Annotated in this window: 12 protein-coding genes; 8 read left to right on the top strand and 4 right to left on the bottom strand. The window is 54.7% G+C overall.

Translation table 11 applies throughout. The features are described from left to right. Positions 1–248 precede the first annotated feature (248 nt). Positions 249–2,444, top strand: a complete 2,196-nt coding sequence (locus tag VKV29_RS11260) for a GH116 family glycosyl-hydrolase (RefSeq protein WP_324201404.1) — start codon at positions 249–251, stop codon at positions 2,442–2,444. 136 nt (positions 2,445–2,580) lie between these two features. On the opposite strand, the gene VKV29_RS11255 is transcribed toward VKV29_RS11260, so the two are convergent. Further along, positions 2,581–3,729, bottom strand: a complete 1,149-nt coding sequence (locus VKV29_RS11255) for a GntR family transcriptional regulator (protein WP_324201403.1) — start codon at positions 3,727–3,729, stop codon at positions 2,581–2,583. Positions 3,730–4,003: 274 nt separating this feature from the next. Between VKV29_RS11255 and VKV29_RS11250 the strand changes: the two genes are divergently transcribed. The 6 genes from VKV29_RS11250 (at position 4,004) to VKV29_RS11225 (ending at position 10,722) form a co-directional block, all read left to right on the top strand. Next, entirely contained in the window at positions 4,004–5,125 is a 1,122-nt protein-coding gene (locus VKV29_RS11250; RefSeq protein ID WP_324201402.1) for a Zn-dependent alcohol dehydrogenase, read from the top strand. Positions 5,126–5,143: 18 nt separating this feature from the next. Beyond that, positions 5,144–6,253: a DUF2252 family protein gene (locus VKV29_RS11245; RefSeq protein WP_324201401.1), complete on the top strand. Its 1,110-nt coding sequence runs from the start codon at positions 5,144–5,146 to the stop codon at positions 6,251–6,253. A gap of 108 nt (positions 6,254–6,361) precedes the next feature. After that, positions 6,362–7,459 (top strand): 3-phosphoserine/phosphohydroxythreonine transaminase, encoded by a 1,098-nt coding sequence (serC, locus tag VKV29_RS11240; protein WP_324201400.1) that lies wholly within the window; start codon positions 6,362–6,364, stop codon positions 7,457–7,459. A gap of 10 nt (positions 7,460–7,469) precedes the next feature. Next, entirely contained in the window at positions 7,470–8,870 is a 1,401-nt protein-coding gene (gene pepV / locus VKV29_RS11235; protein ID WP_324201399.1) for a dipeptidase PepV, read from the top strand. A 210-nt stretch (positions 8,871–9,080) separates the two neighbouring features. Further along, a complete protein-coding gene (locus tag VKV29_RS11230) occupies positions 9,081–9,914 on the top strand; it encodes a phytanoyl-CoA dioxygenase family protein (RefSeq protein ID WP_324201398.1) in 834 nt (277 codons plus the stop codon). Between the two features lie 28 nt (positions 9,915–9,942). Further along, positions 9,943–10,722 (top strand): DUF1080 domain-containing protein, encoded by a 780-nt coding sequence (locus VKV29_RS11225; protein WP_324201397.1) that lies wholly within the window; start codon positions 9,943–9,945, stop codon positions 10,720–10,722. Positions 10,723–10,806: 84 nt separating this feature from the next. Here VKV29_RS11225 and VKV29_RS11220 read toward each other — a convergent pair whose 3' ends face one another. The 3 genes from VKV29_RS11220 to cobA all read right to left on the bottom strand — a co-directional run bounded on the left by VKV29_RS11220 (position 10,807) and on the right by cobA (position 14,888). Beyond that, entirely contained in the window at positions 10,807–12,159 is a 1,353-nt protein-coding gene (locus VKV29_RS11220; protein WP_324201396.1) for a GAF domain-containing sensor histidine kinase, read from the bottom strand. Positions 12,160–12,295: 136 nt separating this feature from the next. Then, the gene (hemB, locus tag VKV29_RS11215) at positions 12,296–13,291 is read right to left on the bottom strand and encodes a porphobilinogen synthase (RefSeq protein WP_324201395.1); all 996 of its coding nucleotides are present in this window, start codon (positions 13,289–13,291) and stop codon (positions 12,296–12,298) included. Between the two features lie 4 nt (positions 13,292–13,295). After that, on the bottom strand, positions 13,296–14,888 hold the full coding sequence (gene cobA / locus VKV29_RS11210) for a uroporphyrinogen-III C-methyltransferase (protein ID WP_324201394.1): 1,593 nt from the start codon (positions 14,886–14,888) through the stop codon (positions 13,296–13,298). 158 nt (positions 14,889–15,046) lie between these two features. Between cobA and VKV29_RS11205 the strand changes: the two genes are divergently transcribed. After that, positions 15,047–15,696, top strand: a 650-nt coding sequence (locus VKV29_RS11205; RefSeq protein ID WP_324201393.1) for a hypothetical protein, incomplete at its 3' end; no start/stop codon positions are given.

The following is a 15,696-nucleotide window of genomic DNA, read 5'->3' as shown; positions in this document are numbered from 1 at the left end:
TGGTAGTAGGTGAATAGGCTACGATGTTACCGTTGATCTCATAATATATTTATTTTGCCGTTTATGTAGCCCTGCTGATTTTAAGCCCCTGTTATATCAAGTTAATGCGGCTCAGGCTAGCACTATGCCTCTTCAAAGCCCCGCATCGATCTGAAAAATGTATTCGAGAAGGAGTTACCGATTTCTAGATCTCACTAGCAGTGTATACTAACTCTGCTTCCAAAGTTGTCGTGGAGGGGGAGGAAGGCATGCAAAGGGTCTATCGTCGGATTCTCATTTTGGTCGCCGTTGCTCTGGTGCACTTAGCATTGTCTGTCCAAGCCGTATTGGCGGCAAACAGTCGTTCCTATCCGATGATGCTTGGGGGCATCGGGTCGGGTGCCGTTTTGCTCGATAACACGGGAACGATTTCCGCTGCCGCACCTATTCCAGGCCGTCTCCGCGGGTTCTCACCCGATGAAAAAGGCTTTCTTGCAGCACGCATTCGCATTGGGGACGAAACGCATGCCTTCACCCTCTCTTCTCAGAGTGTGAAGCAAATCCCTTGCCTGCCTTCCTTAATCAGCACTCCTGGATTTCCTATCTCCGAGTTTGAAGTGCCAAGCACCGACTCGCCGGTAGCGACCCAACTTCGCATCTTCTCCCCCTTCATCCCTCACGATCTGCCCAATTCCACGCTGCCGGCAGTCGCCTTTATTGTCACCTTTCACAATCCGCTGCCCATTGCGGCCGAGGTGAGCGCGCTCATCTCATGCCCATCGCTCTTCGTAGCCCCCGACCAGGCCGAGGTATTACCTGCCTCTAACGGCTTCTTTGGAGCGCATATCACCAGCGCACAGGGTGAAACGGCGGTCTATACCTACCCCCAAAGAGGAGACGCCACCGTAACCTCCCTATGCTGGAACGGATCAGAGCAAACGGTAGGTTGGTGGCGCTCCTTTGTAAATACAGGGAACCTCACGGGAGCGCAGCAGCTTCATGGGGTCGCCAAACCTGCAATTGCCCTTGCCGTACATCTGACCCTAGTACCCCACGATCAGGTACAAATTCCCTTCGTATTAGCCTGGTACGCCCATACGCCCCAATCGTTCTACTACGCTACCCTCCTCCCGAACGCCACGGCTATAGCCCAACGACTGCTTGCAAACTGGCTTGCTCTCTATGCCCTCACCGCGGAGTGGCAGGACAACCTTAAGTTTTCAAACCTTCCAAGTCCTCTCATTCAGAGGCTCGGAGACTGCCTTCAACCGCTGCTTACCGAAGCGACTATAGACCACGACGGTTTTCTAAGCATTCCTTATAGAGATACACGCCTTGAAACGGGCGCACTCAGCCCTATGGAAGATGCGATCACCAAAAGATTATCGCTCTCTCTTCCTCTACTTGATCTCTATCCAGACCTGATAGCCAAAGAAATCGAAAGTCTGGGAACAGCCTTTCGGCAACACAAAGATTATGCCGACGCCGTCCCACTGCTGCTGCTCAGCGACGCTTACGTCCGACAAACCGGTAACCTCTTTCTACTTCAAAACGAGAGGCCCATCCTCCGCGATGCCTCTCAAGTGCTCGATTCTGCCTCTCAACCCTCACACAGCCTGTGGAGATGGGGAGCCCTTTCAGCGGCGGCCTCTCTGGCAAGCCTCCTCAACGATCAAGACCTTGCGCATCATCTGCTTCAATCGTTTGCTCAGGAGACGCAAACGATTGGCAACATTTTCCGCAATCCCAAAACTTCACCCGAGCCCTCCCTTGTGAACCCTTCCTACTGGCTAGTGCCGGCCGCGCTCCTCCATGCTTTCGACGCAAATCTCTCTTTACCTATCCTATCCATTCCGTTCACATACCCTAGCGTAGTTCCCATTAACTACACTCTCTTTCCCGCTTATCTCTACGTCCTTATCATGCAAAACCATCCCGATGCCGGACTACACTATTCTCTTCTCTACCACTCTATCGAGACGAACAATCCTCTAGAATGCATTCTTTGGGGCTTACTCGATGGGTTGTCCGGTTTTCGTATAGACCAAGTTACCGAAAGCGTCTGGCTTCTGCCCGATATCCCCGGTGACTGGCCGCGCTTGGAATGCCCTATCTTCTCTGCTAATCTTTGGGCAACTCTTCATTACACACCTACGGCCCGAGGCGAAAACATACGGCTCTACATCGCACGCCTTTTCGCTCCAGGGCCACTCGCCTATCCCCCTAACTCCGAACTGCTTTCCAAACTCCCTCCACCACATCTCGTCATCAGGTCACTCTTCATACCGGCACCTCCTCCTGGCCTGCATCACCCGCCTACAAGTCTTCCAGAAGTCCATCTCAGCCTAGCCCAACGCCCACTCGGTTTTCAATTAAAGCCCGTTAATCCTTCTGTTCTTTGCCTGCAACTCGACGCTCCCCTACAATTAACTGCCGGCGATACGCTCGATATTGAAGTCCACTAAGTAGGGGCGGGTTTGAAACCCGCCCCTATGATACCGAAGACAAACCTGCTTAACCGCTCGCGCTCAATGGCGGCTTACAGCGGGTTCTATAGGGTCAATTCCCTCTTACTCCCCTCTGGCCTAGGTGCAATGCCGATTAGCCTGCTAGGGCCGGTTGGAGCAGATTTTGAGGCTCGATAACCTCAAATACCCCACGCGCCGCCCAACCATACTGAGAGGTAAGGCGCGGCAGAAGGTACATAGGCACCTTGCGCATAATCGGCGGACGCTTCACCTGCCCATGCTGGCGTTCCCACAGCAGATCGGCGGCCTCCCGACCGATCTGTTCCCAAGGCATGTAGAGCGTGGTGAGGAAATGGGCACCGCCGATGGCGGTGTTATCGAACCCTACTAAGGCCGGCCATCTTACCGTCGGCACATCGCTGTTGCGCAAAACAGAAAGTACACCGAGCGCTATTCGATCATTGGCTGCGACGATCGCAGTGATCTCACCTATCCGGCGTAGTAGAGCCTCCCCAAGTTCGACACCAACGTGAAACATCGCCTCCCCCGTCCACGTCGGCACCTTGGAAGGGTGAAACGCAAGCCCTTGAGGGCTAAGCCCGCTTGCTTCTAACGCTTCACACCACCCCTCCTCACGCAACGTAGACCATTCAAAGCCCGGATGCATATTCGTGGAGGGATGTGCCCCTAAAAAGGCGATTTGGCGATGTCCCAACCGAATAAGATGGTTGGTCGCCATCCGCCCTCCTTCAAACTCATCAAAGGTCACCACATCGCCTAATCCATCGGTCGCATGAGAGGCAAAGGTTACATTTGGTAGAGCCTCGTGGTCGAAATAGGCGAAGATTTCCCTGTTCTCCGGCGAGGAGATATCGCCAAAAACACCCAAAATGGCGGGAAGCTGCCCCTGATGAAAAAGCTCTCTCACCTGCGCCGGGCGCATGGCCAGAGTGGCCGCACCCAGTTGAGCCATGCGCATCTCGAATCCATGTTGAGCGGCCAGAGGAATGCCCTCCTGGACGAGCCACAGATAGAACCCTTCAAGAGGAACAGGCCGCCTTCGCACGAAAGTCCCCACGCGAGAGACCGTGCACAGCAATCCCTCTTCCACCAGAGTTTGCATAGCACGATGGGTAACATTGACCGAAATGTTATATTTTTTTGCCAACTCCTTCATGGGAGGCAGTGTCTCACCGGGTTGTAAACTGCCAGAACGCACCGCCTCACGCAAATCCTGAATGAGCGCGTTCCGACGTCGTTCCACCTCTCTTCGTGTTGCCATAACTTACACTCTCCAAAGGTACTACTTCGCGTACTTTGGGTCTTAACGGTATACGCGAAAATTCACATAGTTTAAAACAGTTAGTTTTTCCTAAAAAGTTCCATCACCCACACAGCCTCTCTCCAAAAGAGGCTCCTTATTAGGAAATACCTGTATCGAAAGACTCTTTTAACGCCAAAAAGTTTCGCCATTTCCCAACGTAGCGAAATGCAGGACATCGGCATGCCCCCGTTGAAGTTATAAGATAAACAGATCAAGGAGGAGGAAGGAGAATATGTCGAGCCGTCAAGGAAAAGCGGTACTACTGAACGCACCCGACACACCCGCCGTTGTCGAGGATGTCCTCGTAGACCCACCCGGCCCCAATGAGGTTCTTGTGAGAATCGTCGCCAGCGGGGTCTGTCATACAGACCTCACGGTGAAAAATCTGAAAGGTATGGGCATGCCCTTCCCCATCGTACTCGGCCATGAGGGCGCCGGTTACGTCGAAGAGGTAGGGGAAGGGGTAACCCATCTCGCGCCAGGCGACCCGGTGGTACTTGCCTACCGCGCTCCCTGTGAACAGTGCCCGGCCTGCCGTCGGGGAGACCCACGCCACTGCTATGTGGCCCTACGTCCTAAACAACGCATTCATCGCAAGCGCGATGGTGCTCTCTGCTCGCAAGTGCTTCGCTGCGGCACCTTCAGCACCTATACAGTGGTTCATGCTAAAGCTGCTATCAAAGTGCCTTCGGATATGCCCCTCGACAAGGCTTGTCTTATTGCATGTGGGGTGGTCACCGGCGTGGGTGCCACCTTCAACACCACACCAGTCTTCGCCGGCTCGCGCGTGGCCGTTATCGGCTGTGGAGGCGTGGGGTTAAGCGTCATTCAGGGTGCGAAGCTAGCCCATGCTCGCCAGATCATCGCCGTAGACATTAACCCGACGAAGCTGGAATGGGCACGAAAGTTCGGCGCCACGCACACCGTCAACGCACGTGAGACTGACCCCGTTGCCGCCGTGCGCTCCCTCACCGAAGATGGCTACGACGGAGGGGTAGAGTTTGCCTTCGAGGCCACCGGCATCCCCTCCTGCATCGAACAGGCCGTGCGCATGCTTGCCTATGGAGGCACCGCAACAACAATTGGCCTTCCAGCAGCCACCGATAGCGTTACGCTCAATTTGGGCGATATGGCAACCGGTGTCTATTGGAACAAAGCTGCCCTGCGGGTTTGCCATGCCGGCGACACGCTTCCTTCACACGATTTTCCTCTCCTAGCCCAACTCTACCTACAAAAACAGCTTAATCTCGATGACATGGTCACCCGAATTATCGGGCTAGAGGACGTGGAAGACGCCTTCCATGAGATGGAAACAGGCAATGTAATCCGCTCGGTCATTAAACTTCCTGCCTAAAGGAGGCAACTTCACCGGGTGAAGATACAACGAGCAACACAACTCTACAATGAATGGATGGCCCTCTATACTGTGCCGGTGGAATCGGACCTGCAACTTAAATACAAGGCCATGGCCTCCGGCGCGTTCCCTTTTTTACGCGCCACCTTCTATCGCTGGATGCAACGTTGGCCGAAGGTTTGCTCCGAGTTTGCTAAAGCGCCCGTTGTGCTTGCCGTTGGCGACCTCCATGTGGAAAACTTCGGCACCTGGCGTGACGCCGAGGGACGGCTTGTTTGGGGAATCAACGATTTCGACGAGACGGCGCACTTTCCTTACACCATCGACCTCACCCGACTCGCAACAAGCGCTCTATTGGCCATCGAGGAGAACCACCTCCATCTCACCGCCGACACGGCCTGCGCGGCCATCCTGGAAGGCTATCTCGAAAGCCTTGAAAAAGGCGGGCGCCCTTATGTCCTTGCAGAAGCGCACGGTTGGCTACGCCGTTTAAGCACCGGCGAGCTGCGTAACCCGGAGAAGTTCTTCCAAAAAATAGACGCCCTACCTGATCCGGAAGGGCCTATTCCCGAAAGCGCCCTGGTGGCCCTGGAACATCTTTTACCGGCAAATGGGCTAGCTTACAAGCTGAAACGGCGCATCGCAGGACTTGGTAGCCTCGGACGCCCGCGCTATGCGGCTATCGCGGAATGGGAAGGGGGTCTGGTGGTTCGCGAAGCGAAAGCACTCCTTCCCTCCGCGGCCCTCTGGGCAGCAGGGCTGGAGCGCGCTCCAGAAATCTACTACCAGGCTATTCTCGATCGCTCTGTGCGCTGCCGCGATCCCTTCGTCCGCCTCGAAGGGCACTGGATCGTCCGCCGCCTCGCGCCCGATTGCTCACGGATCGAGCTAGCTCAGTTGCCGCAGGAGCGTGATGAACGAAGGCTTCTCCATGCCATGGGCTTTGAGACGGCCAACGTTCACCTTGGCTCCGCAAACTGCTTAGCAGATGTCCTTCCACACGCCAAACAGCTTAAAGCCGCTCAACTCCGCTCCGCAGCCCAAGCGATGGCAGAAGCTACCCTCGACGATTGGCAGAAATGGCGCCAGAACCCCTTCCCTGAGAAAAAAACGACGAAGTTACGTTAGAGCATCGTTGCGCAACCTCTTTTTGGGGTATTGGTATTAAGAGGAAAATCGTGCCGCCAGCAACGGCATGTATCGAGTATCACTTTAGATTAGAACAGGGAGCTTTCCATGGAAAGAATCTATAACTTTAGCGCCGGCCCCGCCATGTTGCCCCTAACTGTGCTCGAAGAAGCCAGTAAAGGCGTGCTCGAAATACAAAACTCGGGCATGTCCATTCTAGAGGTCAGCCATCGGGGCAAACACTACGAAGCCATTCACCACGATACCATCCAACGTGTGCTCTCCGTGCTTAACCTGTCACCCGATGAATTCGATGTGCTCTTTTTGGGTGGAGGGGCGAGCCTTCAGTTTGCCATGCTCCCAATGAACTTCCTTCGCGCCGGTCAAACGGCCGACTACGTCAACACCGGCGAATGGGCAGTTAAAGCCATCGCAGAGGCAAAACGCTTTGGTACGGTGAACATTGCCGGTACCTCAGAAGATAGCCGCTATTCCTACATCCCTACCGACCTGCACCTCTCTCCAGACGCACGCTATGTCCATATCACTACGAACAATACAATCGAAGGCACCGAATGGCATATCCTACCGGAGACAAACGGCGTGCCGCTGGTGGCCGACTGCTCCTCCGACATCTTTGCACGCGAACTAGACTATTCGCGTTTCCACCTCTTCTATGCCGGCGCTCAAAAAAACGCCGGCCCCGCGGGCGTTACCCTTGTGGTGGCGAGAAAAGAGTTTCTGCAACAAGCTGCTGACGATGTGCCCGTTATCCTCTCCTATAAAACCCACGCGAAGGCGAATTCGCTCTATAATACGCCCCCCGTATTCGCCATCTATGTGATGAACCTAGTTCTGAAATGGATCGAGGCTCAGGGAGGCCTCAAAGCCATTGAAGCGAATAATCGCCAGAAAGCTGCGCTTATCTACGACGCCCTCGATGCGCACCCCGATGTCTACGAACCCACCGTAACGCAAAAGGCCGATCGCTCCCTTATGAATGTGACCTTCCGGCTCAAAAACACGGAATGGGAAACGGCTTTCCTAGAAGGCGCCAAGGCGAGAAGAATGGATGGCTTGAAAGGCCACCGATCCGTAGGAGGGTTTCGCGCCTCCATCTACAATGCATTTCCTTTAGAAGGCTGTCAGGCGCTTGCGGACTATCTCCATGCATTCGCCTCCAACCCCACATCAAAAGCGAGCTAAGAGGCAGGAAATGGATCAAGCTATAGAAAAACTTCATCGTTGGATAGATGAACATCAAAGTGAAATCGTCGAGACACTTCAGGGGGTTTTACGCATCCCAAGCGTGGAAGGACCACCGGAACCCAATGCCCCCTATGGCCGTGCCGTCCGTGAGGCTCTCGACTATACCCTCGAACTGAGTCGCAAACTGGGCTTTCGCGTGCGCGATATTGACGGCCACGCGGGAGATGCGGAGTTCGGTGAAGGCTCCGAATACATAGGGGTATTAGGGCATCTCGACGTTGTTCCTGAAGGAGATGGATGGCATCACCCACCCTACGGCGCCGAAATAGAAGACGGCTACATCTACGCGCGGGGCGCCTCTGACGATAAAGGCCCAACCTATGCTGCGCTCTACGCAGCGAAAGCGCTCATGGAAAGTGGCTTACCGCTTCGTCGCCGCGTCCGCATTATCTTCGGCTGCAATGAGGAGAGCGGTTTTGGTTGCATGCATCATTACTTCGATGTAACTAAGCAAGAGCGCCCACTTTACGGGTTCACGCCCGATGCCTCCTTCCCGCTTATCTATGCCGAGAAAGGCATCGTGAATCTTACTCTTTCCAAACCCCTCCCGAAGAACAACACAGGTCTCTACATCGCCCATGCTCAGGGAGGCCGTCGTCCCAATATGGTGCCCGACCACGCAAGCGCCCTCCTTGCCGGCAGCGATGAAGCGCTGCATAAGGCAGAAACCCTGCTACGCCGCTACTGGGATCGTAACATTACGTTCAGCCATACCGATGGAGGTATCAAAATAGAGGCCATCGGCAAATCGGCACACGGCAGCCACCCTACCGCCGGCGACAATGCCATCGTGCGGCTTGCCCGCGTCTTATGCGAGCTCGAGTTGCCGGAACGCTCCCTATGGCTCGATTGGGTCGTGCACGCCTCCGATACAGCCGGCAGTGGCCTAGGGATCGCCCACCGGGACGATGTGTCCGGCCCTCTTACCTCCAACCTCGGCGTCTTGGAATACAAGGAGGAACGGGTTTCTCTTACCTACAATATCCGCTATCCTGTTACCTGGCCGCTAGACAGTCTTCTCGCTCAGGGACGCCCATTTTGGGAGAAGGAGGGATGGACCTACGAGGTTACTCAAGGCCATGCACCTCTCTATGTGCCCCTTGATCAAGAACCGGTAGCCACTCTTCTGCGCGTCTATCGTGAAGAGACCGGAGATACGAAAAGCCAACCCGGCACGATGGGTGGAGGAACCTATGCACGGGCCACACCGCGCACCGTTGCCTATGGCGCCGCTTTTCCCGATGGGAAAGACGGCCCCGCTCACGAGCCGGACGAGCGCATTGCGATCCAGTCCGTACTGAAAGCGGCAAAAATCTACGCTCATGCCCTGTACGAACTCGCGAAATGATTCTGTCCAGAGCGAATACCAAAACAAAAGGCTGCGTGCGATAACAACACGCAGCCCAAACCCTATCAAAACACAACTTACTTTGCAAGGAGTTGTCGTCTTACGAGTGGTTAGACGATCCTCTTGCTAAGAAAGTTCAGATCGAAGTGGGTAGGAAACATCCTGGACAATGGAGAACATAATGCGGATAACCCTAAGAGGAGCGCAAAAATGATCACGTCTGCTGAGACCTTACCCGATCTCTCCTCACCCTATCCGCTCACAAAAGAGCAGATAGAGGCCTACCAGCGGGATGGCCACATCCTGCTACGAGGCGTATGCTCACCCGAAGAAATAGCCGTTTACGGCCCCATCATCCGTGAGGCAGCGTATCGCTACAACACCCAAAATCTACCCATCGAACAACGCGACACCTACGGTAAAGCGTTCCTTCAAATTATGAACCTCTGGGTGCGAGACGAGCGGGTTCGCAAATATGTTCTGGCCCGCCGTTTTGCGCGCATCGCCGCGGAGCTAATGGGCGTGGAGGGCGTCCGTATCTATCACGATCAAGCTCTCTTTAAGGAGGCCGGTGGTGGCCCAACCCCATGGCACCAGGATTTCTACTATTGGCCTCTCGATACCGACAAAACCATCACCATGTGGATGCCATTAGTAGATGCCGACGAGACGATGGGCACCATGACCTTTGCTTCCGGCTCTCACACCCAAGGCTTTCTCGGACACTTCGAGATCAGCGATACCTCCGAAGAGTACTTTAGAAACTTCGTAGCCGAACATGGCTTTCCACTTCACTCGGCAGGTGCTATGAAGGCGGGCGATGCCACGTTCCATGCCGGTGCCACCCTCCATTCTGCTCCCGGCAACAAAAGCGATCGCACCCGTGAGGTGATGACCATCATCTACTTTGCCGACGGCGTTCGTGTGATGGAGAAGCCCGACAATAAAAACCGTTGGCTTGATCTTGAAACCTGGCTCCCAGGTGTGAAACCCGGAGAGCTAGCGGTGAGCGAATTAAATCCCCTAGTCTACCGAAAGGAGTAACCAACCTATTCCAGGAGTGAGTCTGTTTATGAACAAGGCACAACTTGTACGCATAGGGCGGCTCTTAAGCCCCTTGCTTTTGGCTGGTCTGTTTTTTGCCACCATGCACGCCCATTCGCTGCCTCGGCAGACGGCCGAGCCGGCCCCAAAGCCGGTGCAAAGCCCACCGGTACCCCCTCCACCCGGAGCGAAGAATGTGGTCTACCTCTTCACCGGTAAGCCCAACGAAATCGCCGAAAACTGGGTCTACCGGGGCAGTCACCAACCCGCCCAGTGGATATTCGACCATGGCGCCATGAGACCACGGGGTGGGGACATCATCTCGAAACAGACCTTTACCGACTTCCATCTTCACGTTGAGTTCTGGGAGCCGTATATGCCTAACGCCCATGGGCAGGAGAGAGGAAATAGTGGCGTTGCCCCCTATGGCCTCTACGAAATTCAGGTGCTCGACTCCTATGGCATCCCCGATCCGGGAACCGGAGATTGTGGGGCCGTCTATGGCCAGACTGCTCCGCTCCTTAATGCCTGCAAGCCCCCACTGCAATGGCAAACCTATGACATTATCTTCCGTGCGCCACGATGGGATGCCAGTGGAAAGAAAACGGAAGATGCACGGGTTACCGTCCTTCAAAATGGGATTGTGGTTCAAAACAACACCATAATTCCTGAACCTACCGGCATCGCCTACGGTCGTAAGGAGCACCCCGGTCCAGGGCCTATCTTACTCCAAGACCACGGTTCGCCGGTCCGCTTCCGCAATGTCTGGGTTATCCCTCTACCTGAGCATGGTGCAACACACTATTAAAGTGCCGGCAAATAAAAACCCCTCTTGAACACGTTTTCAGGAGGGGTTTTCTTATGTCCAGAGCGACTTTAGAAACGAGACGATCTAGGAACCGTTTTTATTGGACTGTAAGGGCAGGCGCACGGTGAAAGTGCTGCCTTGCCCGCGTGCACTTTCTACCGAGATCGTGCCCTTGTGAAGGTCTACAAGGTGCTTCACCAGGTAAAGCCCTAAACCGGTTCCCTGAATGTTGCGAATCTCCTCCCGCTCAAGCCGCTCGTAGGGACGAAAGAGTCGAGCACATTCTTCTTGTGTCATGCCGATCCCTTGATCTTTCACCTGCACAACCAGCGTATCTGCCTCTTTTCTTGCCGTAATGCGTACTTCGCCACCCTGCGGTGAGTATTTGAGGGCATTACTGATAAGATTCGAGAAGATCATCGTCAGCTTATCCTCATCTGCCTCAATGGTGTTGGGCACATCATCGGCAACATCGAGGACAAGCTGATGACGATCGGTGTAGAACTTATAATAGCGATAACGGTTCACCAATCGCCCCAGAACAGCGCGAATATCTACTTCGCGTATCGCTAGTGTCAACGGCCGTCCCGCCTCAAGGCGAGATACATCGAGCAGCTCGTTGATCATGTCCAGCAAACGATCGGCGTCCGCCTCAATAGCACGATAAAACTCCTGTTTGGTCTCCTCATCTAGCGTATGGTCGGTATCGCTCAAAATTGTCTGGACGTAGCCTCGAATAGTGGTCAGAGGATTGCGTAGCTCATGCGCTACGAAGCCGATAAAGTCCGATTTTAGCCGATTGGCCTCTTCCATGGCCAAACGTCGCGTCTCTTGTTTATGAAGTTCATCTTGTAAGCGCAACCGCTCTTCTAAGGAACGACGTAGATTCTCGTAAAGTCGTGCGTTTTCCAGGGCAATGGCCGCCTGGTTAGAAAAAGCTTGCAGCATTTGAAGATGCTCTTCAGAAAATACACCCGTTTTCAAACGATTGTCGAGATAAATAACACCAAGCAGTTTGTCACGTACCAACAGAGGCACGCAAAGTACAGAGCGCAGGTTGTGAAACTGCACGCTTTGGCGCGAGGCAAAGCGCGGGTCCTCCATCGCGTTGTAAGAGATCACCGGCTGCCGTGTGGTCAGCACGCTTTCCACGATGGTTTTGCTGATCTCCGCCTGGTTGCCTCCCTCTCTCCCAGAAAAAGCCGCCTCCAGCGCAGCCCGGTCAATTTGGTACATGGCCTCTCCCCAGACTTTTCCGGTGGCCACATCTACCAAAAGAATGAACCCTCTTTCTGCCCCGACAAATTTGATTACCTGCTCCATCGCTATATCGAGAACCTGCTTAAGCTCAAGAGTCGAGTTCATGAGCTGGCCAAGTTCGAGCAACTTCTCTAAGTAGTTCTCCTGCGAAGGCGATTTCGCTGTTGTCTCCGCCATTCCACTCACTCCTTATTTCTCTATATCCTTAAAGAATCGGCCTATAAATTAAGAAACCGTATCCGTACTCAGAAATGTTCCCTTCCTTTGAGAGCTTGATAAGAAAAAAGGCCACTTAACCGATTACGGAGTTCATCTAGTATTCGGTTTTGCCAAGTTTTTCTCGCCGACGCCGGGCGTAATCCAGCGCATGATAGGTTAGGATGATGTCGGCTCCTGCGCGTTTGAAGGCCGTCAAAATCTCCTCTACGATGCGCTCCTCATCTACCCAACCGTTCATCGCCGCGGCCTTCACAAGGCTATACTCCCCCGAAACATTGTAAACGGCCAGCGGCACATCGAAGCGCTGGCGTGCGGCTCGCAACACATCAAGATAGGCCAGCCCCGGCTTCACCATCACAATGTCGGCACCCTCGCGAATATCCAGCGCTATCTCCCGCATCGCCTCACGTAGGTTAGGGGGGTCCATTTGATAGCTTCGCCGATCGCCAAACTGCGGGGCGCTTCCTGCGGCCTCGCGGAAGGGACCGTAGAAACCGCTTGCATATTTCGCACTATAGGCCATGATCCCTATCTGCGTAAAACCGTTCGCATCAAGCGCCTCACGAATAGCGGCCACACGCCCATCCATCATATCCGAAGGAGCAACGATATCCGCCCCGGCTTCCGCATAGCAAACCGCAGCACGCGCCAACAACTCCAAAGTGGCATCGTTTTGCACCTCACCTTCTTTAACCACTCCACAATGCCCGTGCGATGTATACTCACAAAGGCATACGTCGGGCACAATGAGCAGCGAATCGCCGAAATTTTTGCGCAAAGCGCGAATGGCACGGGGCACTATGCTTGTTGGCTGATAAGCTTGGCTTCCTACCTCATCCTTCTCTAGAGGAATGCCAAACAGCATCACCGCTTCAAGGCCTGCTCGTATCGCCTCCTCCACTTTTCTACAGAGGTCGTCTATGGTGTAGCGCCAAATTCCCGGCATCGAGGCTATCTCTCGGCTCTCTGCCTCCTCTGTAACAAACATCGGGTAAATAAGGTCACTCGGCCGTACCCATGTTTCTCGCACAAGTCGCCGCAAGGCCTCCGTACGCCGTAACCGACGTGGACGCTCGATCAGCCTATCCATCGCCTTAGCCTCTCTTTGCAAAGTAGCTCTCTAAAGCCTTCACAAGCCCCGCCATGGTGTGCTCCTCAGCTACTATTGTCGGTTCAAAACCATATTCTTTCAACGTCTGTCCGGTCACCGGCCCAATCACCGCCAGACATACCCCCTTGAGATATGCTCCGAGTTTGCTCTCAGCCGACCCGATAGCGAGCGCCTGCATGAGATTCTTTACGGTGGAAGAGGCAGTGAAGGTTATAGCGTCTATATTCCCCGCCATCAAGTCCTCTAGCAGAGTCCCAGGTTGCTCCATAGCCACCGTCTCATAAACGGGTATGACATCCACCATTGCCCCCATAGCACGCAGCCGCTCCGGCAACACCTCCCGCGCCTCTCTGGCACGTGGTAAGAATACCCGTTTGCCCCTCATCTCCATATCTGGCCATTGGTCTACCAACGCTTCGGCCACAGCCTCCGTGGGCACGAAATCGGCGCGTATTCCCAGCTTCTCACGCAAAACGCTGGCCGTCGCCGGCCCAATCGCCGCGACTTTGGTCATAGCGAAAGCACGTGCATCTAGCTCTAAAGCCTCGAGGCGCTCGGCAATCACAGGAACCGTATTTACACTGGTGATAACCATCCAAGCGTAGCGCGCCAAACTCCGTAAGGCCTCATCCAACTTGGTCATATCCTCTAACTTTTCGATCCGGATGGTAGGATACTCCAGCACTTCAGCGCCGCGCGCCCTTAACATATCCACAAGGCCACTTGCCTGTTCCCGTGCCCGCGTAACCACGATCCGCTTTCCAAAAAGCGGTTGTCGCTTCGGATCGTCAAACCACCGTAACCGTTCCCTTAGACGTACCACCTCACCGACCACGCAAACGGCCGGAGGTCTCAAGTCCGCTTCGCGTACGCGATCCACAATGTTGGCCAGTGTGCCGCTAACCACCCTCTGCTGGGGCCAAGTTCCCCATTGTACCAAAGCGATGGGGGTCTCCGGCTCTCGTCCATGCTCTTGCAAACGCGCCACGATCTCGGGCAGCGCCTCAACCCCCATTAAAAAAATGAGCGTATCTGCGGCGCGCGCCAACCGCGCCCAATCCCTACGTCCCTCTGCCTGCCCGGCCGTACGCCGCCCCGACTCCTTAGCGTCCTCCCTTTCGTGGCCGGTGATCACGCAGAACGAGGAGGCCGCATCACGATGTGTCACAGGAATGCCGGCATAGGCCGGTGCCGCAATGGCCGACGTGATTCCGGGCACCACAACAAAAGGCACTCCTGCCGTTCGGCAAGCCTCTGCCTCCTCTCCACCACGCCCAAAGACAAAAGGATCGCCTCCCTTCAAACGAGCTACTCGTTTGCCTTCCTGTGCATGTCGAATGAGAAGCGCATTGATCTCCTCCTGAGTTAGAGTATGCCTTGCGCTGGCCTTCCCAACAAAGACACGTAACGCCTCCGCCCTCGCATAGTCCAACACAGCCGGATGCACCAACCTATCGTAAACCACCACATCCGCCTGCGCCAACAGCTCCCGTCCGCGCAGCGTCAACAGACCGGGATCTCCCGGCCCTGCGCCGATCAGATAGACGATCCCTTGCTTGTTTTCTGGCTCTAACACCACTTAATACCCTTGTTGACTGTCCTAAGCAGTATACCATCCTGAACTCGATGGAATGTGGCGTTCATCGGTGAGGAGGCGTTTATCTTCCCTCCGCCTAAAGTCGGAATTAGGTGTATAATAACCCTTAAAGCTAGCCTTTTGGAAGAGATCGCTCTATGTATCCAAACATCCAAGAAGTCCTGCTGCCCTTCCAACCAAACAAAATATCTTTTGAGAAGCTCCTCCTCAAGGAAGCATACCCCGCATCCGTCTCCGGCTTCAGCTTCTTCTTCTTTAAACACCATACCCTCGAACACGGACACTTCTCCTCTTTCCTCCCCCCACAATACCTCGACACCTTCACCTGGGATACCGATGACCACTGGACGGATTTCTGTGCCTTTGTCGGCCCGCGAATATCCGACCGACAAACCTTGCTGGAACTCGAAAGCCAGACTATGCGGGCACAAGACTATCACCATCAACGCATCGTCTCCCAATGGCTTGCCCACCACCCCCAAGCCTGCATCCTCTGGCAGTACGGCGACCCCTATCTCCCAAAACAGATTGACCCCTTTAACTACCTCCTCTCCTACGATGCCGACCTCTATCTGCTCCTCACCCACCAACAGTTCCGTACCTACGGAGAGGATACCATCGGCAGAACACGAGCTGTCAACTTCGCCGGTTACCCCACCTTCTTTGTTCTCACCCTCCTCCCACCCCATTTCCCCCCACAACCCAGCCCCGCTGCCCTCACCATTCCCCCCGATGTCCTCGAATTTATGGCCGCCCACACCCAACTCCTCGGACTGGCAGAGGTCTT

It is taken from the genome of Chthonomonas sp., assembly GCF_035294165.1.
In the GTDB taxonomy this organism is placed as follows: domain Bacteria; phylum Armatimonadota; class Chthonomonadetes; order Chthonomonadales; family Chthonomonadaceae; genus Chthonomonas.
This window is presented reverse-complemented; position numbering and strand designations above follow the sequence as displayed.